The sequence below is a fragment of the Bacillus sp. FJAT-27001 genome, from assembly GCF_019039175.1.
In the GTDB taxonomy this organism is placed as follows: Bacteria; Bacillota; Bacilli; order Bacillales; family Bacillaceae; genus Bacillus; species Bacillus velezensis.
In genome coordinates, this window is sequence record NZ_JAHOAA010000014.1 from 1 (window position 1) to 17,959 (window position 17,959).

Here is a 17,959-nt window from a genome sequence, read left to right on the forward strand (position 1 = left end):
TTAAGCTCTTCAGCGCCGATGGTAGTCGGGGGTTTCCCCCTGTGAGAGTAGGACGCCGCCAAGCTTTTCTAAAATATTATCATCGCGGGGTGGAGCAGTTCGGTAGCTCGTCGGGCTCATAACCCGAAGGTCGCAGGTTCAAATCCTGCCCCCGCAACCAAAAAATAAATGGTCCGGTAGTTCAGTTGGTTAGAATGCCTGCCTGTCACGCAGGAGGTCGCGGGTTCGAGTCCCGTCCGGACCGCCATTTTTATTGTAAACGAAACGATCATGTTTTCGTTTTTTTTGTGTTTTCTTTTAAATGCTGGCAGCTTGGTATCTAACCAAGCTTTCTTTTATATCGTTAAAGTCTTGGATATTGAAACATAATCCGATACACTAGAAAGAGCTGTATTTCACAAGAGCGTCAGAAAGGGAGACGGGAGATATATGGATGAGTTTGATTTGATTCACAGTATTACGCCGCATTCGCATTATCATCCTTCCGTCGATGTAGGGATCGGTGATGATGGTGCGGTTTATACAGCATCACCCCATATGCAGCAAATTGTCTGCCTTGATACAATGGTGGAGAATGTCCATTTTAAATTAGAGTATTCCTCTCCTCATGATATCGGTTATAAGGCGCTTGCTGTTAACATTAGTGACGTGGCGGCGATGGGAGGCATTCCGAAGTTTTATTTGGTGTCTCTAGCGGTTCCTTCTTGCTGGCAGAAAGCGGACGTCCAGGCAATGTATGAAGGAATGGCGGAACTGGCGAAACTATATCAAATGGATTTGATCGGGGGAGATACCGTCTCCGCTTCCGGTCAAGCCGTAATTACCGTTACTGTCATCGGAGAAGTTGAGAAGGATTGCGCTTGTCTGCGAAGCTCGGCAAGACCCGGAGATGTTGTGTTTGTTACGGGGGATATCGGTTCGTCCGCAGCAGGACTGTCTCTTTTATTGGGAGAAACACTCCCTTCTGCTTTTCATACGACTGATTATTTTATCCAAAAACATAAACGGCCCGTTCCGAGAGTTCAGGTCGGCCGCTTCTGCTCTCAGCTTCAGCGCGCGGCTCTGAATGATATCAGTGACGGATTGGCTAGTGAGCTGCATGAAATAGCTGGGGCAAGTTCAGTTACGATAGAAATCGAAGAACAACTTCTGCCGGTGCATCCGGATTTGCCTGAGGCAGATTCTGAGTGGAAGAAATGGGTGTTATTCGGCGGTGAAGATTTTGAATTGGTTGGAACGGTTTCTCAGCAAGAGTGGATTTCTTTGCTTGATTACTGCACTCAATCGGGCATTCCGATTGCGAAGATAGGAGCGGTAACTGAACGGAAGGAAGCATGTGTTCTTTTGACAGCCAATGATCAGAGACAAATCGTCCTTGAGAAAAAAGGATACAATCATTTTAAATAAGACGGGTGACTCACTTTGAAGACATTACAATGGAGAACGAAAAACCCCGAAGAAACGAAAGCCGTAGCCAAGCTTGCCGCTTCTTTGGCAAAGCCGGGAGACATTTTGACACTGGAAGGCGACTTAGGCGCGGGAAAAACGACTTTTACAAAGGGTTTTGCCGAAGGACTGGGAATCACGAGAGTGGTAAACAGCCCGACTTTTACAATTATAAAAGAATACCATGACGGTTCGCTTCCTCTATATCATATGGATGTGTATCGTATGGAGGATGAAAGCGAAGACTTAGGGCTTGAAGAATATTTTGAGGGACAAGGCGTCTGTTTAATTGAATGGGCTCATTTAATTCAGGATCAGCTGCCTGCTGAACGGCTGCAGATCGTCATCACAAGAGCCGGTGATGAGGCAAGGGACATTACCTTTACGGCTTGCGGAACACGGTATGAAACGCTTTGTGAGGAGATAAATAAACATGACAATACTGGCAATTGATACGTCAAATTACACACTGGGTGCCGCGCTCGTTCGTGACAAAACGGTGATGGCGGAGTATATTACATATTTAAAAAAGAATCATTCCGTGCGGGCCATGCCTGCTGTCAATTCATTGCTGAAGGATTGCGGCCTAACACCGCAGGATCTTACGAAAATAGCGGTGGCGAAAGGACCGGGATCGTACACAGGTGTCAGAATCGGTGTGACGCTGGCAAAAACATTGGCATGGTCGCTGAAGCTTCCGGTTTCCGCTGTCTCGAGTCTGGAGGTGCTGGCGGCTAACGGACGGCACTTTCAAGGACTGATCTGCCCGTTATTTGATGCCCGGCGCGGACAGGTATATACGGGGCTTTATGAATATCAGGACGGCCGATTACAATCCGTTCTTCCTGATCAGAATGTCCTTTTGACTGATTGGCTCGGCATGCTGAAAGAAAAAGCGTCTCCGGTTTTATTTTTAGGGCACGATACAGCCATTCATGAAGAAACCATTCTGCATGAGCTGACATCTCAAGCAGTGATTGGAACGGCTGCACAGCATAATCCGCGGCCGTCAGAGCTGGCGTTTTTAGGCTTGGAAAAAGAGGAAGCGGATGTCCACAGCCTTGTTCCGGATTATTTGCGTCTGGCAGAGGCTGAAGCGAAATGGATGGAATCTCAAAAATAGGGTGATAGGGATGAAAACGAAAACGGCGATTCGAAGCATGCGTCCGGAAGATATTGATCAAATTTATGAAATTGAAACAGCATCCTTTACTTCTCCGTGGACGAAGGATTCATTTTATCATGAGCTTTTGGAAAATCCATATGCCCACTACCTTGTCATTGAAAAGGACGGCTGTCTGGCGGGGTATTGCGGAATCTGGATTATTATAGATGACGCGCAGATTACGAACATAGCCATTAAGCCGGAATATCGGGGCCAATCATTGGGAGAAGCGCTGTTTCGCTCTGCGATAGAATTGTGCAGAGAAAAAAAGGCAAGAAGGCTCTCTCTCGAAGTCAGGGTCTCAAATCATCCCGCCCAATCCTTATATAAAAAATTCGGTCTTCAGGCCGGTGGAATCAGAAAACAATACTATACAGATAACGGGGAAGATGCGTTATTAATGTGGGTGACATTACATGAGTGAAAAACAAGATATTTATGTACTAGGAATCGAAACAAGCTGTGATGAAACAGCGGCCTCAGTCGTAAAAAACGGGAATGAAATTATTTCAAACGTTGTCGCTTCTCAAATTGAAAGCCATAAACGTTTCGGCGGGGTCGTGCCTGAAATAGCGTCCAGACATCATGTGGAGCAGATTACCCTTGTGATTGAGGAAGCTCTTTCAAAAGCGGAGATGGGCTTTGATGATCTTGATGCGATTGCCGTAACGGAAGGACCCGGACTTGTCGGAGCCCTGTTAATCGGAGTCAATGCGGCAAAGGCGTTAAGCTTTGCCCATCAAATACCGCTAGTCGGTGTCCATCACATTGCGGGTCATATTTATGCAAACAGGCTGATAGGAGAGCTTCAATTCCCGGCGCTTGCTTTGGTTGTGTCAGGCGGACATACGGAATTGGTTTATATGAAAGAGCACGGTTCATTCGAGGTTATCGGTGAAACGCTGGATGATGCCGCAGGCGAAGCTTACGACAAAGTGGCAAGAACAATGGGGCTTCCTTATCCGGGAGGGCCGCAGATTGATAAGCTGGCTGCTGTGGGAACGGATTCCATTCCGCTTCCGCGTGCGTGGCTGGAAGAAGGGTCTTACAATTTCAGCTTCAGCGGCCTGAAGTCAGCCGTGATTAACACGCTTCATAACGCCTCGCAAAAAAATGAGGTGATTCCTCCGGAGGATCTTGCCGCAAGCTTTCAGCAGAGTGTCATTGATGTACTGACGGCAAAAACCTCTAAGGCCGCGAAAGAATACGGGGTTAAACAAGTGCTGCTGGCAGGGGGCGTAGCTGCTAACAAAGGGCTGAGAGCCGCACTGCAGCAGGAATTCAGTCATTCGGGAGATCCCGAGCTTATCATCCCGCCGCTTTCTTTATGCACGGACAATGCAGCGATGATTGCGGCTGCCGGAACCGTTGCTTTTGAAAAGGGGATTCGGGGCTCATATGATATGAACGGACAGCCCGGCTTGGAATTAACATCCTTTGATCGTCTCACGTTGTAAAACGTGAGGCTTTTTTTTACTTATTAACAGATAATTCTAACATATCCACAGGATTGTGAATATATCCAGAAATCCAGGCTGGATAAGAGGCTATAAGTTGTTAGTAAAGTGGATAAAGTCAGAAAATTTTGTGGATAGTGTGTATAACACGCTTACTTACATGGCTGACAAGGAGGATAGCTGTGGATAAAAAAGCACCCCTTAAAGAGGTGCTTGACTTTTTCTATTCTTCTGAGGAGAGTTCCTCCCATTCTGCTAATAAGTTTTCGAGCTCTTGATTCAGAGCTTCATTCTCCGCGTGAATGGTCTGTACCTTTTCATGATCCTGATACACGTCAGGATCGCACAGCAGCTCCTCATTGGCGCTGATTTTCTCTTCGGCGGATGAGACGGCTGCTTCAATTTCTTCAATGCGTCTCAGGCGCTGCCGTTCTTTCTTCTTCCATTCTTTTTCTTCCTCGTAAGTTCTTTTCGTATCCTGTTTGACCTTGCCGGCAGGCTGAGCCTGCTCCTTTTCCTGCCGCTTCATTTCTTCCAGTTCCAGCTGCTGGGCTTTTTTCTCGGTGTAATAGTCATAGTCACCCAAATATTCTTCTGCATGATCCGGAGACAGCTCCAGCACCCTTGTGGCGATCCTGTTAATAAAGTAGCGGTCATGCGATACAAATAACAGGGTTCCCGGATAGTCGATCAGGGCGTTTTCCAGCACTTCTTTACTGTCCAGATCAAGGTGGTTTGTCGGTTCATCAAGGATGAGAAAGTTTGCTTTTTGCAGCATCAGCTTGGCAAGCGCGACTCTTGCTTTCTCACCGCCGCTTAGAGAACGGACAGGTTTCAGGACATCGTCTCCGCTGAACAGGAAGTTGCCGAGGCATGTCCTGATCTCTTTTTCCGGCATGTCCGGATATTCATCCCACAGCTCGTCCAGCACGCGTTTGGACGAGGTCAGTTCAGCCTGCTCCTGATCGTAATAGCCGATTGTGACATTGGAACCGTACGTGATCGATCCGGATTCCGGACTGATTGTATTCATAATGGTTTTCAGCAAGGTTGATTTGCCGATTCCGTTCGGTCCGACGAGGGCGGCGCTTTCACCTCTTGTAATGCCGAAGGTCAGGTTTTTCAAGAGCGGAGGCTGGCCGTCATAGCTGATGGAAACATCCTGTACGCGCAGGACGTCGTTTCCGCTCTGTTTTGTAATGTCAAAACGGAAGGCGGCTGATTTTTCATCCCCGAGCGGCTTTGCCATGACGTCCATCCGTTCAAGCTGTTTTCGTCTGCTTTGGGCTCTTTTCGTTGTAGAAGCTCTGGCCAGATTGCGGTCGACAAAATCTTGAAGCTTGGCGATTTCGTCCTGCTGTTTTTCGTACAGCTTCAGGTCTTTCTCATACTGCTCGGCTTTTTGCTCTAAATAGGCGCTGTAGTTGCCGAGGTATTTTTTGCTTTCTGTCCGTGAGACCTCGTACACTTGGCTGACGACTTTATCAAGAAAGTATCTGTCGTGGGAAACGATCAGGATTGCGCCTGAATATCCCTGTAAATAATGCTCAAGCCATGTAAGCGTATCGATGTCGAGATGGTTCGTCGGTTCATCCAGAATAAGCAGATCAGGCTGGGTCAGCAGCAGTTTTCCGAGCGCAAGCCTTGTTTTCTGACCGCCGCTCAGGCTTTGCACTTTCACGGAATCGTCAAATTTTCCGAAGCCGAGTCCGTGAAGGATAGATCGGACGTCCGCTTCATATTGATAGCCGCCTTTATCCTTGAAATCCTGCTGAAGCCTGTCATAGGTTTTCATCAGCGTCTCAAGCTCCGCGGGGGCGGCCGTGGCCATCTTTTCTTCAATAGAGCGCATTTCTTTTTCCATTGCTTTCAGGAAATCAAAAACACTCAGCAGTTCTTCTTTTATGGTAAGCTGGGATTCCAAGCCTGTGTGCTGGGCGAGATATCCCATCGTTAATTCTTTCGGTTTGATTAATTCACCCTTTTCATATGAAAGGTGACCTGCGATAATTTTAAGGAGAGTTGATTTGCCGGCTCCGTTTCTGCCTACTATGGCGATGCGATCCCGAGATCTGACTTCAAGCTTTATATTGTTTAAAATAGGATCAGCGCCAAAAGATTTGGATAGCTGATTAATTTGTAAGATCATCATATTATTTCACCTCTGTTATAATAAGTTAAGTGTAGCTTATCAACCTGCTGTCAGCAAACAATACATCAGAATTGGAACATTATAGGATAAGACATCAGGGAGAAAATAGTGTATGATCAGAAGTAAGGAGAGTTTAAATATGAATGGATTTTCTCATTTTAATGAAGAAGGCCGTGCCCGCATGGTGGATATAAGCGATAAATCTTCAACAGTCCGTACTGCCGCTGCGATATCCAGCGTACAGATGAAGCATGACGTGTACAGCAGAATCAAAAACCGCGAGATCGGAAAAGGAGACGTGCTGGCTGTCGCACAGGTGGCAGGAATTATGGCCGCAAAGCAGACGTCAGCGATTATCCCGATGTGCCACCCGCTTTCTTTAAGCAGCGTCGACATTTCATTCGGCTGGGAGGAAAAGGATTCCGAAGCCGTTCTTCATATACAGGCAAGCGTAAAAACGAAAGGGAGTACAGGTGTGGAAATGGAAGCGCTAACTTCCGCTTCAGTCTGCGCTTTGACCGTTTATGACATGTGCAAGGCGCTGGATAAAGGAATGGTCATCGGCCCGACCTGCCTCATGGAAAAGACAGGAGGCAAAAACGGTGATTTTAAAAGAGATGCATCTGAGTATAAAGTGGAGGACCAATCATGAACAAGGATCAATCAAAAATTCCACAGGCGACGGCAAAACGGCTGCCGCTTTATTATCGCTTTTTAAAGAATTTACACGCGTCAGGAAAACAGCGCGTTTCATCCGCTGAACTGAGCGACGCGGTAAAAGTCGATTCGGCCACGATCCGCCGGGATTTTTCCTATTTCGGGGCGCTCGGCAAAAAAGGATACGGCTATAATGTGGATTACCTGCTGTCATTTTTCAGAAAAACACTGGATCAGGATGAAACGACGAACGTCATTTTGATCGGTGTCGGGAATTTAGGGACGGCGTTTCTTCACTATAATTTCACAAAAAATAATAACACAAAAATATCTATGGCTTTTGATGTGAATCAGAGTAAAATAGGAACTGAGGTAGGCGGTGTGCCTGTCTTTGATCTTAATGATTTAGAGCTTCACATTAAGGATGAACCCGTGGCGATTCTTACCGTTCCTGCGGTTGCCGCCCAGTCAATCACCGACCGGCTCGTGTCGCTCGGAATCAAGGGAATCCTTAACTTTACGCCGGCCCGTTTGAATGTGCCGGATCACATTCGAATTCATCATATAGATTTAGCTGTAGAGCTTCAATCATTGGTTTATTTCTTGAAGCATTATTCTGTTTTGGAAGAAATTGAATAGCGAAAGGAGGAGCTGCACATGATCGGTCCTGGAAGCCTGGCGGTTATCGGTGTGGTGGCGGTGATTATTTTCGGTCCGAAGAAGCTTCCCGAATTAGGAAAAGCGGCGGGGGACACGCTTCGTGAATTTAAGAACGCTACTAAGGGATTAGCCGGTGAAGAAGAGGAAAAAAAGAAAGAAGAACAGTAAGATAGGATGACGCGTATGAGAGTGAATCAAATGACGCTTGTGGAGCATATTGCCGAACTTCGGAAACGATTGCTGATTGTGGCGTTATCCTTTACGGTTTTCTTTATTGCCGGCTTTTTTCTGGCAAAACCTATCATTGTGTATCTTCAAAAAGCCGATGAAGTAAAAGAGCTCACCCTTAATGCTTTTAACCTGACGGATCCGCTGTTTATCTTTTTGCAGTTCGCGTTTATCATCGGCATCATTTTGACTTCGCCGATTATTCTCTATCAGATTTGGGCGTTTGTCAGCCCGGGTCTGTATGAGAAGGAGCGCAAAGTAACACTCAGCTATATTCCGATTTCGATCGTGCTGTTTGTCGGCGGTGTGTCGTTTTCTTATTATATTTTATTTCCGCTGGTCGTTGATTTTATGAAGCGGGTTTCGAATGACCTCGATGTCAACCAGGTGATCGGGATCACCGAGTACTTTCATTTTCTGCTGCAGCTGACGATTCCGTTCGGACTGCTGTTTCAGATGCCGGTGCTGATCATGTTTTTAACGAGACTCGGTGTTATCACGCCGATGTTTTTATCGAAGATCAGGAAGTACGCGTATTTTGTGCTGCTTGTGATCGCCGCGATGATTGCGCCGCCTGAGCTGCTGTCTCACTTGATGATTACCATTCCGCTTTGCATTTTATACGAGGTCAGTATCCTGATTTCAAAAGCGGCGTATCGGAAAAGGCAGACCGGCAGCAGCGAATCCGATCAGGACGTATCAGCATAAAAAAAGCCATTTCTCAATGATGAGAAATGGCTTTTCTTTTATTTTTGTTTTTTCTTCACTTTAAATGAGAAAGCGAACATTTTAAACGAGATGCTGATATTATAAGCGGCGAAAACCATCAGCAGTATGGAATAAAAAGACCACATGCTTCCCGGAGAGCTTGCGGCCAAATACGTAAAGATACAGCCGACTGCGAAATAAATCAAGCCCCAAGTCATTGGGTTCCTCATACAAACAATCCTCCAATAATTAATTGCATTTGCTCACTATGCTGTTCAATATATTTTTGCGCAGGGCCGAGCTGCATGACCACGACAATGGTATTCATCATGACATGGGCGAATATCGGCACAATAATCCGTTTCGTCTGCACATACAAGAACGCAAAGGTAAAGCCCATGGCCGTATACAGCAGCAGATGCGTGAGGTCTTGATGCACAATGCCGAAAATGACGGAACTGATCAGTCCGGCGATAAAGAAATTCGTTTTTTCATATAATACACCGAAAATGATCTTCCGGAAAATGATTTCTTCAAGAATCGGCCCGACGATAGAAGAAACGATAATCATGAGCGGCATGGCTTTAATAATGCTGAGAATGGCTTTCGTGTTTTCGGAACCGCTGCCCACATGAAAGACATACTGCTCAATCATCCCGGCGATTCCCTGAGAAAATAAAGCGAGCCATATTCCCGCGACCGCCCAGAGAACGGACATGCCGGCGGATGCTTTCTTCCCGTTTCTTAATGTCTGCTTCGGCGCGGTTCTCAAAATCAAGAGAACGATAATCAGGCAGATAAAAAAGCTTACGACGGAATAAATCCCCTGAGCCATGGTGAGATTCGCATTCGTAGGGTGCCCGCCCGCATAGCCGAATTTGTACATTAAAGGAATGCCGATCAATGCGGAAAGCTGCATGATAACATATGTCAAAATGATATACCAATACTGTTTTCTCAAATGATATGTACTCCTTTATCCTATAAAATCAACTTATTTGTTCTTATTGTAACACAAGTGAACTTGACGTGAAAAAAGGAGAAAATCAGTGTGAGAGAGAATCATGTAAGCGTGAAAATTTTTTATTCTTATGACTTGAAATTGGAAGTGAGATTCTTTATTATAATAACTGTGTTAGCACTCTTTAGAGCTGAGTGCTAAAATTACATATTCATACTATTGAGGAGGTTATTACATTGTTAAAGCCATTAGGTGATCGCGTTGTCATTGAACTCGTAGAATCTGAAGAAAAAACTGCCAGCGGAATCGTATTACCGGATTCTGCAAAAGAAAAGCCGCAAGAAGGCAAAATCGTGGCAGCCGGTTCAGGTCGCGTGTTGGAAAGCGGAGAGCGCGTTGCTTTAGAAGTAAAAGAGGGCGACCGCATTATCTTCTCAAAATACGCCGGTACTGAAGTGAAATACGAAGGTACTGAATACTTAATCTTACGTGAAAGCGACATTTTAGCTGTAATCGGCTAAGCAAATAAATATTTTTAAAAATTCGAGGAGGTTTCGTTAACATGGCAAAAGATATTAAGTTTAGTGAAGAAGCACGCCGCGCTATGCTTCGCGGTGTCGATGCGCTTGCTGACGCTGTAAAAGTAACTTTAGGGCCAAAAGGACGCAACGTGGTTCTGGAGAAAAAATTCGGTTCTCCGTTAATTACAAATGACGGTGTGACAATCGCAAAAGAAATTGAACTTGAAGATGCGTTTGAAAACATGGGTGCGAAGCTTGTAGCTGAAGTAGCCAGCAAAACAAACGACGTTGCCGGTGACGGTACGACGACTGCGACTGTACTTGCGCAGGCTATGATCCGCGAAGGCCTTAAAAACGTAACTGCGGGGGCTAACCCTGTCGGCGTGCGTAAAGGTATGGAACAAGCCGTGACTGTAGCAATCGAAAACTTAAAAGAAATTTCTAAGCCGATCGAAGGCAAAGAGTCTATCGCTCAGGTTGCTGCGATCTCTGCTGCTGATGAGGAAGTCGGAAGCCTTATCGCTGAAGCAATGGAGCGCGTAGGAAACGACGGCGTCATCACAATCGAAGAGTCTAAAGGATTCACGACTGAGCTTGAAGTTGTTGAAGGTATGCAATTCGACCGCGGATATGCGTCTCCTTACATGGTGACTGACTCTGATAAGATGGAAGCGGTTCTTGACAATCCTTACATCTTAATCACAGACAAAAAAATCACAAACATTCAAGAAATCCTTCCTGTGCTTGAGCAAGTTGTACAGCAAGGCAAACCATTGCTTCTGATCGCTGAAGATGTTGAAGGGGAAGCTCTTGCTACACTCGTTGTCAACAAACTTCGCGGCACATTCAACGCTGTTGCCGTTAAAGCTCCTGGCTTCGGTGACCGCCGTAAAGCAATGCTTGAAGACATCTCTGTTCTTACAGGCGGAGAAGTAATCACAGAAGACTTAGGCCTTGATCTGAAATCTACTGAAATCGGACAATTGGGACGCGCTTCTAAAGTTGTGGTAACGAAAGAAAACACAACAATCGTAGAAGGCGCAGGCGATACTGAAAAAATCGCTGCACGCGTCAACCAAATCCGCGCTCAAGTGGAAGAAACAACTTCTGAATTCGACAGAGAAAAATTACAAGAGCGTCTTGCGAAACTTGCCGGCGGCGTAGCTGTCATCAAAGTCGGCGCTGCGACTGAAACTGAGCTGAAAGAGCGTAAACTTCGCATCGAAGACGCACTCAACTCAACTCGCGCAGCTGTTGAAGAAGGCATCGTATCCGGCGGTGGTACAGCGCTTGTCAACGTATACAACAAAGTCGCTGCAGTGGAAGCTGAAGGCGATGCGCAAACAGGTATCAACATCGTGCTTCGCGCACTTGAAGAGCCGATCCGTCAAATCGCACACAATGCAGGTCTTGAAGGATCTGTCATCGTTGAGCGCCTGAAAAACGAAAAAATCGGCGTAGGCTTCAACGCTGCAACCGGCGAATGGGTAAACATGATCGAAAAAGGTATCGTTGACCCGACAAAAGTGACACGTTCAGCCCTGCAAAACGCAGCTTCTGTTGCAGCAATGCTCTTAACAACTGAAGCCGTTGTCGCTGACAAACCGGAAGAAAATGCCGGCGGCGCAGGAATGCCTGACATGGGCGGCATGGGCGGTATGGGCGGCATGATGTAATCAAACGGCGAAAACCCTTGATATACCAAGGGTTTGACCGTTTTTCATCACCCCAATCAGCCGAAAAAATAACAAAAAAATAACATTTCTTTATGAAATCCCGAAATTGAGGATGTTTCCAAAAGTCTGCTGGACTTTGTGGGAGGCATCCTCTTTCATTTTTTTGGTTACATGAGTATAAATCTTCATCGTTGTTTTCATGTCGTCATGACCAACTCTTTCCATTACAGTTGGCAAGTCAACTTTTGCCTCGGCCAGCATGCTGATATACGTGTGTCTAAATATATGGGGAGTAGCATGTTTTTTAATTGATGTTTTTTCCAGTATTCTTTCCATTCTTACAATGATATTTTTTGGTAAAAAGGGATAGCCATTCTCACGAGCAAATAGGAAATTACCGTCGTGGTATTCGCTTGGATCAATCCTGGACTGTAGACGCAACTTCTTTTGTTTGGTTACATGCGCCTTCAATATATCTATTATCTGATCGTCGAGAGTGATAGTTCGCACCGATCCGGCTGTTTTCGGCGGAGTCAATTCATAGTTCCTCATATTGTTATCTTCGGAATATATGGTTTTAGTGATACGCAGCTCTTTTGTTTCAAAATTTATATCGGGAAGTTTGAGGGCGCACATTTCCCCTGAACGCATGCCTGTAAAAGCGAGCAAGTAAAATCGTTCAAGGTCCATTTCCAAACCATGGACTTTTACTGCTAAGAGGAATTCTTCAAGTTCTTCCCTTTCAAGATATTTTTGCTCTATTTTACTACTTTCAATATCTTCTACTGTCATTCTCTTTTTAGGAACTACAGCGCCAGCCACTGGATTATCTTTTAAAAGCTTCACCTTTACAGCGTATTTAAAAATCATTCCGGCTGTCGTATGCACACCACTAATGGTGGTACGGGCATATTCTTGATCAGTGAGATCGTTGAGTATTTTTTGATATTTTCTTCCTGTTACCTGAGCGATATTGATTTTAGCGATATACCGGTTTAAGATGTTAATTTCTTTCCTTCGAATACGCAGAGTTGCTTTTTTCTTTCCTGTGAGAGCATATTCGTTCAACCATTCGGCAGCAAGCTTTTCGAAAGTCATTTTCTTAACTACTGATTCATCAATACCATCCTCTTTTAGGGCATCAATAGCATCTCTAACTCTTTGTTCAGCTTCTTTTTTTGTTTTGCCACGTCGCGCAATTTGTTTGCGTTTACCGGTAACGGGATCACGAGGTCCGTCACCAACAGCCAGCCATTTTTTACCCTTGATCAATTCCTCTGTATACATTTTGTCACCTCTTGACATCTCTTATTTTATTGATATTTTAGCTTGTTGTAGTAAATTCTTAATCTCTTTTTTGCAAAATCAAAAGTCACCTTGAATGTATCCGATACCAAACGTGCAGCGGCTTCCTCATCTGAAGGTAAATTCAGCTGTCGCAGCATGAATGTCGGGACACAAAAGTGATACGAAAAATAACCTGCTTTTGATTCTTGATACTGTTTCCAGTGGGGCGGCATGATCTCGTTGTCTCCGCCTTCTAATAAGATGTGCCATAACTCATGAGCTAAATCCGATCGTTGCTGTTGATAGCTTAACCGGTTGTTTATGCCTACGATATGAACACCCCCAATATCTAACATATAACTTTCCCGATCATCAAAAAGTACAAATACATTGAGCTTCCTGCATAATTTAACAAGTTTAAGTTCTAAAGGCGTTGTTATTTTGTGTTCCCTGAGGAAACTTTCGATCCAATCCTCTAAGTGACTTTGTGTATACCCCATGCTGTAATTGACCCCCTCATTACCTTGTCAATGCTTAAAATGTGGTAAATATGTTTGCTTGTATGTAATTATAGGGGAAAAATGTACCATTTTACACCGGTAAATGTGTCCATAAATAGATTATAGTGGAATTATTAAGAACGTTTGTTCTGTGTTTACTGGAAAAGAAAAGCCCTATCAAGGGCCTTTCTTTAAGCTGCTGTCGTTACTGTTTTATCTTTTCTGACAAGTCCCATGATACCAGGGATAATAAGAAGAACAGCAGGTAGTAAATAGAAGAGGGATATACAAATCAATCCACCGATTCCTGAAATGAGAAGTAATACTCCACCGACTTTAGGTTTCTTCTTAACTACAACTGAAGCAACGATGCCTAAGATTGATAAGAAAACAGCGCCCCAGCCCAAACCAATTATATCGCTTGTGCCACTTGAATTAAAAGAGGCATCGAGTCCACCGATAATTAATGCCATAATTGCTCCAATAAAACCGAAAATTCCGCCCAATAAGCCTAAAACAAATTCTGTTGTTCTTTTCATTGTTAACTCTCCCTTACTTAACTGGTACAGTGATTGTTACTGCTTTAGTTTTCATGAAGTCATCTGTGACCACATCACCGAAATTTAATTTGATTTCTTTGACTTTATCAACATCAATTTCTTTTCCGTCCGGCGCTGAAAACTCAAGTACACCTTCCTGTTTCACTCCGCCTTGAACGTCTCCGCCGACTTCTCCGTCAGTCAGGAACATATTTGCCGATAATTGCATGCTGCCAATGACTGCATTACCTTGATCGGGATAAAAAGTAAGGACTTTTCCTGTAGTGTTTTCAATGTTAAGCCCAACATTTATTTTATCTTTCATAATCTTGACGTCGCCCAGGTTAATTTTCATTCCTAGTGCTTCTGTAGATTGCTTACTAGCGTCAATCTTTTTGGAGCTGTCGTCTTTCTTCTCTTCAGTTTTTTTGTCTTTTGAATCACTGCTGCCAGTAGAGACATCGTCTGTCGACCCGCATGCTGCTAAAGCTAGAGCCAAGCCCAGAGACATGAATAAAACTAACCACTTTTTCAACCTGATTCCCCCAGTTCATATAATAGAATACCTATATATAATCGACTATAATTGTTGAAAATTCAAGGGGTAATTACCAATTTTGCTAATAATTTCATGAGGTGTGCTAAAAAAGCTAAGTTCATTTGAAAGGAAAATAACTGAAGGTTTCATTACAAGCTTCGCTTTAAAAATTAAAGTTGAACATCAGTCAACTTAACACTAAACTTTAAAAATTAAAGCGATCTGTTCAGCATTATTTAAACTAAACAAAACAATAATAAATAATTAATTCTTATCTTCATTCTTCTTTTTGAATCTCTCTTCAATAATTTTTTCGATTCCGTCAATGCGCCTTAATGCGTCAGCAAGAATCTCCTCTTTTTCACTATCAGAGAACTCCCGACCATCGACAGCGGCAAATCGGACATCATTTTGTTTGCGGAGTTCTCGGGCCTTATCTCTATAATAATCTTCTCCTCTCAGCAGAAAATCCGTGGAAACATCAAAAAAATCTGCAAACTTAACAAGAGTAGCATAATCGGGTTCTCTTTCGTTCCTTTCATACATGCTTATAGTGCTTTCAGCCAAGCCGAATTTTTGCCCTAAACTCTTTTGTGAAAGCTTTCTTTGCTTTCTTAATTGTCTTAATTGGTCGCCAAACCTCATATACATCACCTATTTAGTATAATATCACGATTCGTGACTTTTTAGAAAAAACTTCACAAAACGTCTTGACTTTACGTAATGTGCGGTTTAATATAGATTTCAGAACAACACGAAATGTAAAGGATGGTGCTAAATGAATAAACAGATCATTGGAGCTAAACTCCAAGAGCTCAGAAATAAAAAACCGCGATCTCACATCGCTGAGGCTCTGGAGATAAGCGAGAGTGCTTTAGCGATGTATGAGTCAGGTAAACGTATACCTCGTGATGAAATTAAGATGAAAATTGCTAAATACTACAACAAGTCCGTTCAAGAAATTTTTTTTACAGAACAACTTCACGAATCGTGCTTATCAGAGGTTCTAAAAAAATGCTAGGGATGAAAAAAGGATTCCCCTACAGCATAGGAGGTCAAAATTATGGATCAAAAAAAGCTGGAACAAATTAAAAATTTATTGAATGGTATGACTCAATCCGAGTGGTTCCGTGTTAAACAACATGTGGACGTACTGTTCAGTTCTAAAGCCGCCAAATTGCAGTTTGACGACCCAGAACTGTTAGAAGCTAACCTTAAACGTGAATTTAGGATGAATACTTGATTTGGATAAACATTGGGTGAATGCGATATTCAGCATTTTTGTAATAAATATTAACGTAATCTTGCTGATACATCGTGTGCTCTTCTTTAGAATTAGGGCTCCAAATTGAAGCACCTTCTTCCCACCATATGTATGGAGAAGACATAGATTCACCTATTTTGCAGTCCGGATCACTAGTCAAGTCAACCCATTCACCACAAAGGCAAGCGTAAACCTTAGTAGAAGCCATTAAATCTCACCACCTTCCATGCATATTTTACCACATGAAAGTGAGAGATTATAAAGCTCATTGTAAAGGAGGTTTTTTATATGTTCACTATGCAATACGATGAGAAATTCATTGAACAGATCGCTGCCAAAATTGCTGATAGAGCAACAGACATGCTGGTAGAGCGGCTCAGCTCTTTGAACCAGCTTCCTCACATCTTGACGAGAACTGAAGCGATGGAGGTGCTGCGGTGCGGTCCCACTAAAATGGCGGAACTGATGGCCCGTCCGGATTTTCCGGTTAACGAAGAATGTGGCAAAAAAGTCCCTACGACTTTGCTTTTTAAATGGATTGAGAGCAACACGCGTTGGGTTGCTGAGAACACCGCATACTATCAGAAAGGAGCTTCTGCATGAATAATTTACAAACATTCAAAAATGAAATTTTCGAAGTTGCAGCCAAAATTGAGAATGATCAAATCCTTTTTGATGCCGAGCAAGTTGCTCGGAATTTAGGCCTCACTACCGTTGCCAAAAGTGGCAACGTAACAATCCGATGGAGCCGTGTGAATACTTACCTTCCGGATAACTTTCCAGAAGTAGAGAAAGGTGATTTTATTCCTGAACCATTGGTGTACAAGCTGGCTTTTAGAGCATCTAATCAAATTGCCGAACAATTTCAAGATTGGTTAGCCTTTGAAGTTATACCCACAATCAGAAAAACTGGGGGATATGTCGCAAATGATGAACAGTTCATTCAGACGTATTTGTCCAACGCAGACGAAAATACCAAATTATTTTTCAAAACAACTCTTCACGCACTAAAGGAGCAAAATAAGCAAATTGAATCTATGAAGCCAAAAGCTCTTTTTGCCGAAGCCGTGGAAGCATCTGAATCATCTGTGCTTGTTGGCGAGTTAGCGAAAATCATTCAACAGAACGGCGTAAAGATTGGACCTAACAAGTTATTTCAATGGCTCCGTGATAATGGTTATTTAATTCGTAAGACAGGCGAGTCTTTCAATCTACCAACACAGCGAAGTATGGATTTGGGTCTCTTTGAAATTAAGAAGAGAACAATGAATAACCCTGATGGTTCAATTAGAACTACCCGAACGCCAAAGGTTACGGGAAAAGGTCAGATTTATTTTGTGAATAAATTCATTTCATCAGAAACAGCTTGAAACAATCTCCACAAATTTGGGGAGATTAATGTTCGAGAAAAGGACAAGCTTGTCCCTTCATTAATTAAATTTTACCAGTGAACAACTGGATATATCAGGAGGCAAACATATGGAGAACAACCCATACAATTTGCATAATCTACCCCGGATCATGCGTAGTGTCCGCAAAGCGGCAGGACTTGCACAGTATCAGATTGGTAATTTGATAGGGGGGAAAGATCAGCGGTATGTTTCGGACGTTGAAAATGGATTCAGTAAGCTTACTCCGGAATTATGCATCAAGTGGTTTGAGGCGTGCGAGGCGTACGAACATATTGATCTGGTACATTACCTTTTCAAACTTCACCCGACGACGGCGGCACCAATTGATCCAGCACTTAACGAGAGCGCAAGCGCGGCGGTAATCAATATGATTCATCAGCTTGAAGAAGCATTGCAAGCAACAAGGCATTTAGCGCGCTGGCTGGCAAACGATAGGCCAGGCCGACAACCTGAAGAACTGCCCATGGCCGATATTAAGCAGATTTTTGATCTAATTCCGGCAAACAAAACGCTGATATATTCGCTGGCCCGTAGTCATGGACTGAACATGAAGGAACTGGCTGAAAGGTGGACACGGAAAGCGCTAATGAGTCAGGTTGCAATGGCGAAAACAGAAGAAAGGCAGGCGGTGCTGGTATGAAGATCAATCAGTTTCTTAAATCGGATGCAGATTCAGCAAAAAGAAAAATCGAGTCGGCGGAAGAGCTCTCTATCATGCTATCGGAGGCGTTACGGGATGGCGATTATGAAGAAGCTATCAGTCTTGCAGGGAGCATCAAGGTTCTTAC

General features: G+C 43.8%; 25 protein-coding genes, 2 tRNA genes and 1 pseudogene. 19 read left to right on the forward strand and 9 right to left on the reverse strand.

Going from position 1 to position 17,959, the window contains the following annotated elements; translation table 11 throughout:
- Positions 1 to 83 precede the first annotated feature (83 nt).
- The 7 genes from BGM27_RS19960 to tsaD all read left to right on the forward strand — a co-directional run bounded on the left by BGM27_RS19960 (position 84) and on the right by tsaD (position 4,068).
- A tRNA-Met gene (locus BGM27_RS19960) sits at positions 84 to 160 on the forward strand.
- Positions 161 to 170: 10 nt separating this feature from the next.
- Positions 171 to 247 (forward strand) — tRNA-Asp (locus BGM27_RS19965).
- Positions 248 to 429: 182 nt separating this feature from the next.
- Positions 430 to 1,407 (forward strand): thiamine-phosphate kinase, encoded by a 978-nt coding sequence (gene thiL / locus BGM27_RS19970; protein WP_007408852.1) that lies wholly within the window; start codon positions 430 to 432, stop codon positions 1,405 to 1,407.
- Positions 1,408 to 1,422: 15 nt separating this feature from the next.
- Positions 1,423 to 1,899: a tRNA (adenosine(37)-N6)-threonylcarbamoyltransferase complex ATPase subunit type 1 TsaE gene (gene tsaE / locus BGM27_RS19975; RefSeq protein ID WP_007408853.1), complete on the forward strand. Its 477-nt coding sequence runs from the start codon at positions 1,423 to 1,425 to the stop codon at positions 1,897 to 1,899.
- On the forward strand, positions 1,880 to 2,569 hold the full coding sequence (gene tsaB, locus BGM27_RS19980; protein ID WP_007408854.1) for a tRNA (adenosine(37)-N6)-threonylcarbamoyltransferase complex dimerization subunit type 1 TsaB: 690 nt from the start codon (positions 1,880 to 1,882) through the stop codon (positions 2,567 to 2,569). The genes tsaE and tsaB overlap by 20 nt, the downstream gene beginning before the upstream one ends.
- A gap of 10 nt (positions 2,570 to 2,579) precedes the next feature.
- Positions 2,580 to 3,035 (forward strand): ribosomal protein S18-alanine N-acetyltransferase, encoded by a 456-nt coding sequence (gene rimI / locus BGM27_RS19985; protein WP_003155993.1) that lies wholly within the window; start codon positions 2,580 to 2,582, stop codon positions 3,033 to 3,035.
- Positions 3,028 to 4,068 carry a tRNA (adenosine(37)-N6)-threonylcarbamoyltransferase complex transferase subunit TsaD gene (gene tsaD / locus BGM27_RS19990; RefSeq protein ID WP_007408855.1) on the forward strand — a complete coding sequence of 347 codons (1,041 nt, stop codon included), beginning with the start codon at positions 3,028 to 3,030 and terminating at the stop codon, positions 4,066 to 4,068. The genes rimI and tsaD overlap by 8 nt, the downstream gene beginning before the upstream one ends.
- A 223-nt stretch (positions 4,069 to 4,291) precedes the next feature.
- On the opposite strand, the gene BGM27_RS19995 is transcribed toward tsaD, so the two are convergent.
- Positions 4,292 to 6,220 (reverse strand): ABC-F family ATP-binding cassette domain-containing protein, encoded by a 1,929-nt coding sequence (locus BGM27_RS19995; protein WP_020953910.1) that lies wholly within the window; start codon positions 6,218 to 6,220, stop codon positions 4,292 to 4,294.
- Between the two features lie 139 nt (positions 6,221 to 6,359).
- Here BGM27_RS19995 and moaC point away from each other — a divergent pair, with 139 nt between their 5' ends.
- The 4 genes from moaC to tatC are packed head-to-tail and all read left to right on the forward strand — an operon-like array spanning position 6,360 to position 8,473.
- Complete coding sequence (gene moaC, locus BGM27_RS20000) at positions 6,360 to 6,872, forward strand: cyclic pyranopterin monophosphate synthase MoaC (protein WP_007408857.1); 513 nt, start codon at positions 6,360 to 6,362, stop codon at positions 6,870 to 6,872.
- Positions 6,869 to 7,516 (forward strand): redox-sensing transcriptional repressor Rex, encoded by a 648-nt coding sequence (locus tag BGM27_RS20005; protein ID WP_003155984.1) that lies wholly within the window; start codon positions 6,869 to 6,871, stop codon positions 7,514 to 7,516. Before moaC ends, BGM27_RS20005 begins: the two co-directional genes overlap by 4 nt.
- A gap of 18 nt (positions 7,517 to 7,534) precedes the next feature.
- A complete protein-coding gene (locus BGM27_RS20010; RefSeq protein ID WP_003155981.1) occupies positions 7,535 to 7,705 on the forward strand; it encodes a twin-arginine translocase TatA/TatE family subunit in 171 nt (56 codons plus the stop codon).
- A 6-nt stretch (positions 7,706 to 7,711) separates the two neighbouring features.
- Positions 7,712 to 8,473 (forward strand): twin-arginine translocase subunit TatC, encoded by a 762-nt coding sequence (tatC, locus tag BGM27_RS20015; protein ID WP_124693393.1) that lies wholly within the window; start codon positions 7,712 to 7,714, stop codon positions 8,471 to 8,473.
- A 38-nt stretch (positions 8,474 to 8,511) separates the two neighbouring features.
- On the opposite strand, the gene BGM27_RS20020 is transcribed toward tatC, so the two are convergent.
- Entirely contained in the window at positions 8,512 to 8,703 is a 192-nt protein-coding gene (locus BGM27_RS20020) for a YdiK family protein (RefSeq protein WP_007408859.1), read from the reverse strand.
- Positions 8,700 to 9,434 carry a CPBP family intramembrane glutamic endopeptidase gene (locus tag BGM27_RS20025; RefSeq protein WP_007408860.1) on the reverse strand — a complete coding sequence of 245 codons (735 nt, stop codon included), beginning with the start codon at positions 9,432 to 9,434 and terminating at the stop codon, positions 8,700 to 8,702. The genes BGM27_RS20020 and BGM27_RS20025 overlap by 4 nt, the downstream gene beginning before the upstream one ends.
- Before the next feature lie 236 nt (positions 9,435 to 9,670).
- Between BGM27_RS20025 and groES the strand changes: the two genes are divergently transcribed.
- Positions 9,671 to 9,955 carry a co-chaperone GroES gene (gene groES / locus BGM27_RS20030; RefSeq protein ID WP_003155970.1) on the forward strand — a complete coding sequence of 95 codons (285 nt, stop codon included), beginning with the start codon at positions 9,671 to 9,673 and terminating at the stop codon, positions 9,953 to 9,955.
- Positions 9,956 to 9,996: 41 nt separating this feature from the next.
- Positions 9,997 to 11,631, forward strand: a complete 1,635-nt coding sequence (gene groL, locus BGM27_RS20035) for a chaperonin GroEL (protein WP_003155941.1) — start codon at positions 9,997 to 9,999, stop codon at positions 11,629 to 11,631.
- 90 nt (positions 11,632 to 11,721) lie between these two features.
- Here the strand turns inward: groL and BGM27_RS20040 are convergent, their stop codons facing one another.
- The 5 genes from BGM27_RS20040 to BGM27_RS20060 all read right to left on the reverse strand — a co-directional run bounded on the left by BGM27_RS20040 (position 11,722) and on the right by BGM27_RS20060 (position 15,140).
- Positions 11,722 to 12,918 carry a tyrosine-type recombinase/integrase gene (locus tag BGM27_RS20040; protein WP_003155938.1) on the reverse strand — a complete coding sequence of 399 codons (1,197 nt, stop codon included), beginning with the start codon at positions 12,916 to 12,918 and terminating at the stop codon, positions 11,722 to 11,724.
- Positions 12,919 to 12,944: 26 nt separating this feature from the next.
- A complete protein-coding gene (locus BGM27_RS20045; protein WP_020953911.1) occupies positions 12,945 to 13,418 on the reverse strand; it encodes an ImmA/IrrE family metallo-endopeptidase in 474 nt (157 codons plus the stop codon).
- Positions 13,419 to 13,609: 191 nt separating this feature from the next.
- Positions 13,610 to 13,957 (reverse strand): DUF4064 domain-containing protein, encoded by a 348-nt coding sequence (locus tag BGM27_RS20050; protein WP_013351188.1) that lies wholly within the window; start codon positions 13,955 to 13,957, stop codon positions 13,610 to 13,612.
- Positions 13,958 to 13,970: 13 nt separating this feature from the next.
- On the reverse strand, positions 13,971 to 14,492 hold the full coding sequence (locus tag BGM27_RS20055; RefSeq protein WP_020953912.1) for a hypothetical protein: 522 nt from the start codon (positions 14,490 to 14,492) through the stop codon (positions 13,971 to 13,973).
- 267 nt (positions 14,493 to 14,759) lie between these two features.
- Positions 14,760 to 15,140 carry a helix-turn-helix domain-containing protein gene (locus tag BGM27_RS20060; RefSeq protein ID WP_014471489.1) on the reverse strand — a complete coding sequence of 127 codons (381 nt, stop codon included), beginning with the start codon at positions 15,138 to 15,140 and terminating at the stop codon, positions 14,760 to 14,762.
- 133 nt (positions 15,141 to 15,273) lie between these two features.
- Here BGM27_RS20060 and BGM27_RS20065 point away from each other — a divergent pair, with 133 nt between their 5' ends.
- Together BGM27_RS20065 and BGM27_RS20070 are read left to right on the forward strand one after the other, a co-directional pair.
- Positions 15,274 to 15,516, forward strand: a complete 243-nt coding sequence (locus tag BGM27_RS20065) for a helix-turn-helix transcriptional regulator (protein WP_020953913.1) — start codon at positions 15,274 to 15,276, stop codon at positions 15,514 to 15,516.
- A gap of 42 nt (positions 15,517 to 15,558) precedes the next feature.
- On the forward strand, positions 15,559 to 15,738 hold the full coding sequence (locus BGM27_RS20070) for a hypothetical protein (RefSeq protein WP_014471490.1): 180 nt from the start codon (positions 15,559 to 15,561) through the stop codon (positions 15,736 to 15,738).
- Here the strand turns inward: BGM27_RS20070 and BGM27_RS20075 are convergent.
- A complete protein-coding gene (locus BGM27_RS20075) occupies positions 15,722 to 15,967 on the reverse strand; it encodes a hypothetical protein (protein WP_003155923.1) in 246 nt (81 codons plus the stop codon). The genes BGM27_RS20070 and BGM27_RS20075 overlap by 17 nt on opposite strands.
- An 80-nt stretch (positions 15,968 to 16,047) precedes the next feature.
- Between BGM27_RS20075 and BGM27_RS20080 the strand changes: the two genes are divergently transcribed.
- The 4 genes and pseudogenes from BGM27_RS20080 to BGM27_RS20665 all read left to right on the forward strand — a co-directional run.
- Positions 16,048 to 16,362 carry a hypothetical protein gene (locus tag BGM27_RS20080; protein WP_014471492.1) on the forward strand — a complete coding sequence of 105 codons (315 nt, stop codon included), beginning with the start codon at positions 16,048 to 16,050 and terminating at the stop codon, positions 16,360 to 16,362.
- Positions 16,359 to 17,129 carry a phage antirepressor gene (locus tag BGM27_RS20085; RefSeq protein WP_003155918.1) on the forward strand — a complete coding sequence of 257 codons (771 nt, stop codon included), beginning with the start codon at positions 16,359 to 16,361 and terminating at the stop codon, positions 17,127 to 17,129. The genes BGM27_RS20080 and BGM27_RS20085 overlap by 4 nt, the downstream gene beginning before the upstream one ends.
- 109 nt (positions 17,130 to 17,238) lie before the next feature.
- Entirely contained in the window at positions 17,239 to 17,811 is a 573-nt protein-coding gene (locus BGM27_RS20090; RefSeq protein WP_003155916.1) for a helix-turn-helix domain-containing protein, read from the forward strand.
- Positions 17,808 to 17,959, forward strand: a pseudogene (locus BGM27_RS20665) (YqaH family protein); the annotation flags it as partial. The gene BGM27_RS20090 and the pseudogene BGM27_RS20665, both read left to right, overlap by 4 nt.

Excerpts from the sequence above, each read along its gene's own strand:
- BGM27_RS20060 (WP_014471489.1), bottom strand. The coding sequence starts at position 15,140 with ATGAGGTTTGGCGACCAATTAAGACAATTAAGAAAGCAAAGAAAGCTT.
- BGM27_RS20070 (WP_014471490.1), top strand. The coding sequence starts at position 15,559 with ATGGATCAAAAAAAGCTGGAACAAATTAAAAATTTATTGAATGGTATG.
- moaC (WP_007408857.1), top strand. The coding sequence starts at position 6,360 with ATGAATGGATTTTCTCATTTTAATGAAGAAGGCCGTGCCCGCATGGTG.
- BGM27_RS20040 (WP_003155938.1), bottom strand. The coding sequence starts at position 12,918 with ATGTATACAGAGGAATTGATCAAGGGTAAAAAATGGCTGGCTGTTGGT.
- BGM27_RS20075 (WP_003155923.1), bottom strand. The coding sequence starts at position 15,967 with ATGGCTTCTACTAAGGTTTACGCTTGCCTTTGTGGTGAATGGGTTGAC.
- BGM27_RS20085 (WP_003155918.1), top strand. The coding sequence starts at position 16,359 with ATGAATAATTTACAAACATTCAAAAATGAAATTTTCGAAGTTGCAGCC.
- BGM27_RS20020 (WP_007408859.1), bottom strand. The coding sequence starts at position 8,703 with ATGAGGAACCCAATGACTTGGGGCTTGATTTATTTCGCAGTCGGCTGT.
- tsaD (WP_007408855.1), top strand. The coding sequence starts at position 3,028 with ATGAGTGAAAAACAAGATATTTATGTACTAGGAATCGAAACAAGCTGT.
- BGM27_RS20065 (WP_020953913.1), top strand. The coding sequence starts at position 15,274 with ATGAATAAACAGATCATTGGAGCTAAACTCCAAGAGCTCAGAAATAAA.
- rimI (WP_003155993.1), top strand. The coding sequence starts at position 2,580 with ATGAAAACGAAAACGGCGATTCGAAGCATGCGTCCGGAAGATATTGAT.
- BGM27_RS20080 (WP_014471492.1), top strand. The coding sequence starts at position 16,048 with ATGTTCACTATGCAATACGATGAGAAATTCATTGAACAGATCGCTGCC.
- BGM27_RS20090 (WP_003155916.1), top strand. The coding sequence starts at position 17,239 with ATGGAGAACAACCCATACAATTTGCATAATCTACCCCGGATCATGCGT.
- thiL (WP_007408852.1), top strand. The coding sequence starts at position 430 with ATGGATGAGTTTGATTTGATTCACAGTATTACGCCGCATTCGCATTAT.
- BGM27_RS20005 (WP_003155984.1), top strand. The coding sequence starts at position 6,869 with ATGAACAAGGATCAATCAAAAATTCCACAGGCGACGGCAAAACGGCTG.
- groL (WP_003155941.1), top strand. The coding sequence starts at position 9,997 with ATGGCAAAAGATATTAAGTTTAGTGAAGAAGCACGCCGCGCTATGCTT.
- BGM27_RS20010 (WP_003155981.1), top strand. The coding sequence starts at position 7,535 with ATGATCGGTCCTGGAAGCCTGGCGGTTATCGGTGTGGTGGCGGTGATT.
- BGM27_RS20045 (WP_020953911.1), bottom strand. The coding sequence starts at position 13,418 with ATGGGGTATACACAAAGTCACTTAGAGGATTGGATCGAAAGTTTCCTC.
- tsaB (WP_007408854.1), top strand. The coding sequence starts at position 1,880 with ATGACAATACTGGCAATTGATACGTCAAATTACACACTGGGTGCCGCG.
- BGM27_RS20050 (WP_013351188.1), bottom strand. The coding sequence starts at position 13,957 with ATGAAAAGAACAACAGAATTTGTTTTAGGCTTATTGGGCGGAATTTTC.
- BGM27_RS19995 (WP_020953910.1), bottom strand. The coding sequence starts at position 6,220 with ATGATGATCTTACAAATTAATCAGCTATCCAAATCTTTTGGCGCTGAT.
- tatC (WP_124693393.1), top strand. The coding sequence starts at position 7,712 with ATGACGCGTATGAGAGTGAATCAAATGACGCTTGTGGAGCATATTGCC.